General features: G+C 26.8%; 4 protein-coding genes. All 4 read right to left on the bottom strand.

All coding sequences use genetic code 11. The features are described 5' to 3' along the window. Positions 1-229 precede the first annotated feature (229 nt). Positions 230-799 (bottom strand): DUF443 family protein, encoded by a 570-nt coding sequence (locus tag HMPREF2597_RS09460; protein WP_228865470.1) that lies wholly within the window; start codon positions 797-799, stop codon positions 230-232. A gap of 205 nt (positions 800-1,004) precedes the next feature. Continuing rightward, complete coding sequence (locus tag HMPREF2597_RS09455; RefSeq protein ID WP_002460342.1) at positions 1,005-1,316, bottom strand: DUF4176 domain-containing protein; 312 nt, start codon at positions 1,314-1,316, stop codon at positions 1,005-1,007. Further along, on the bottom strand, positions 1,313-1,876 hold the full coding sequence (locus HMPREF2597_RS09450) for a DUF443 family protein (RefSeq protein ID WP_228865521.1): 564 nt from the start codon (positions 1,874-1,876) through the stop codon (positions 1,313-1,315). Before HMPREF2597_RS09450 ends, HMPREF2597_RS09455 begins: the two co-directional genes overlap by 4 nt. 142 nt (positions 1,877-2,018) lie before the next feature. Further along, on the bottom strand, positions 2,019-2,455 hold a 437-nt coding region (locus tag HMPREF2597_RS09445), incomplete at its 5' end, for a DUF443 family protein (RefSeq protein ID WP_070817283.1).

The following is a 2,455-nucleotide window of genomic DNA, read 5'->3' as shown; positions in this document are numbered from 1 at the left end:
AGCGGGACTATGAATTCATAGTCCCGCTCCAAAAGATTAACTAGGATTAAAAAGCAATGTATCAGCGTATTTTCAATTTTTTCAACTACTGCCAATATAAAGTTCATAACCTAAAACGTAATGATATGCTCCTACCAAAGCAAATATTGAAAAAATGAAAACTTTGAAGTGTGTTTTTTATAATCTTATTTATTAAGTGTTCCTAATTCCATGGCACTATTTTTGTGGTTCAACCATGGCAATTCATTTCTTTGTTTTTTAATATGATATGAACTTTTTTATCCATAATCGCAAACATATTGAAAAAAAAGAAAAGTGCTATACTTCCTATCCATATAATAAATATAAATATATTATATAAGTTTTCTACTGTTAAACCATATAAAATCATCCATACAAATCCTCCCAAAAAAATATAAGAAAATAATGTAAAACCAATATTTTTTAATGTGGGTATGAGTATAATTTTTGAATGGGTTTTATTTATCTTATATATATCGAGCGTTACTTTTTTATTAATATATAAGAAAAAGATAAATACACATAAAAATCCAATGATACAACTTATAACAGCTATGCTTTGTTGCACCTGAACATCAAATATAAAGACATACTTCCTTAATAGGACACTGATTAAAATTGCTAGTCCAACGCCTATACTTGCCCCGCTATTTTTAACTGGTTTCACGATATTTAAATTGTTATATTCTACTTCACTCAATTTGGCATATCTTTTTGGGATAAACCAATTAATCATTGGAAATAGAAATGTAAACCAGTGACTAACTATATCAACCATGAGATAATCATCTTTGTATTTTATAATTCGATATTTGGGATTTTTATTTATAATTTTTGATTCACATAGCACGTTAATCACTTCCGTTTTATTGAAACAATAGTGTCTAATAACCGACATCTTTATTTTTTATCTTTTGGTTAAAAATAGCTAATGAAAATTGATATGTTTCATCAGCTATTTTATAAAATTCACAACTATAGCTTTATTCTAAACCAAATTGTTTTTCTTCTACTTCTCCACGAGTTATATCATCGCTTAATTCATTTAGCATTTCTTGATACAACTCTTGAAATCTTATTTCATCATCATCTGAGTATCCTTCAAATATAACGCGGTCGACATTTTCAGTATTAAAATAATATATTTGATTTTCCACTAAACCTAATGGATATTTACAAGCAGAATAGTCAAACATTACTTTTTTATCGTCTTGTTCTATAATTGGACCTCGATTCAATATCATCATTTTTTGTGATCCACCTTTTAAATAGACAATGCTACCTATTGTAATCATATCTTCACCTCTTTGTTTTTTAATATGACATGTACTTTTTTATCCATAATCGCAAACATATTGATAAAAAAGAAAAATGCTATCCATATCACCCATAAAATAAATATAAATACATTATATAAATGATCTATTGTAAGCATCTCCATAATTATTAATGCACAACCACCACACAAAACATAGGAAGTTAACGTAAAACCAATACTTTTTAATGTGGGTATGAGTATAGTTTTTGAATGAGTTTTATTTCTCTTATATATATCTAGCGTTACTTTTTTATTGATGTGTAAGAAAAAGATAAATACACCTAAAAATCCAATAACACAACTCAATACAGCAACACTTTCCTGTATTTGAATATTAAAAATATTGACGTAATTACGCAAAAGTGCACTAATCAAAATTGCTAGTCCAGCACCTATACTTGCCCCACTATTTTTAACAGGTTTCACGATATCTAAATTGTTATATTCTTCTTCACTCAATTTGGCATATCTTTTTGACACAAACCAATTAATCATTGGAAATAAAAACGTGATCCAATGACAAATCGTATCAACCATGAAATAGTCATTATTGTATTTTATAATTCGATATTTTGGATTCATCCTTATAATTTTTGATTCACATAGCATAATTACCACTTCCCATTTCATTGGAATGATACTATCTCTCAGAAACTATTAACTATTTTGATGTGACATTCTATACTTTATTTTTTAATATAATATGAACTTTTTTATCTATAATCGCAAACATATTGACAAAAAAGAAAGCCGCTATTATGCCTATCCATACAATAAACATAAATATATTATATAAGTGATCTATTGTAAGCATCTCCATAGTCACCCATGAAATTCCTCCAAATAAAAGATAAGAAAATAGTGTAAAACCAAAATTTTTTAATGTTGGTATGAGTATAATTTTTGATTTAGTTTTATTTCTCTTATATATATCTAGTGTTACTTTTTTATTGATGTATAAGAAAAAGATAAATATACCTAAAAATCCAATAACACAACTCAATATAGCCACACTTTCTTGTACTTGAACATTAAATACGTCGATATATTTTCTAAATAGTACGTTTAAAATTATAATTATCCCAACACCTATACTTGCCCCACTATTTTTAACAG

The organism is Staphylococcus sp. HMSC063A07 (assembly GCF_001836955.1).
In the GTDB taxonomy this organism is placed as follows: domain Bacteria; phylum Bacillota; class Bacilli; order Staphylococcales; family Staphylococcaceae; genus Staphylococcus; species Staphylococcus lugdunensis.
Note: the sequence above shows the minus strand (reverse complement) of the source record. Positions and strands in the feature narration are given on the sequence as shown.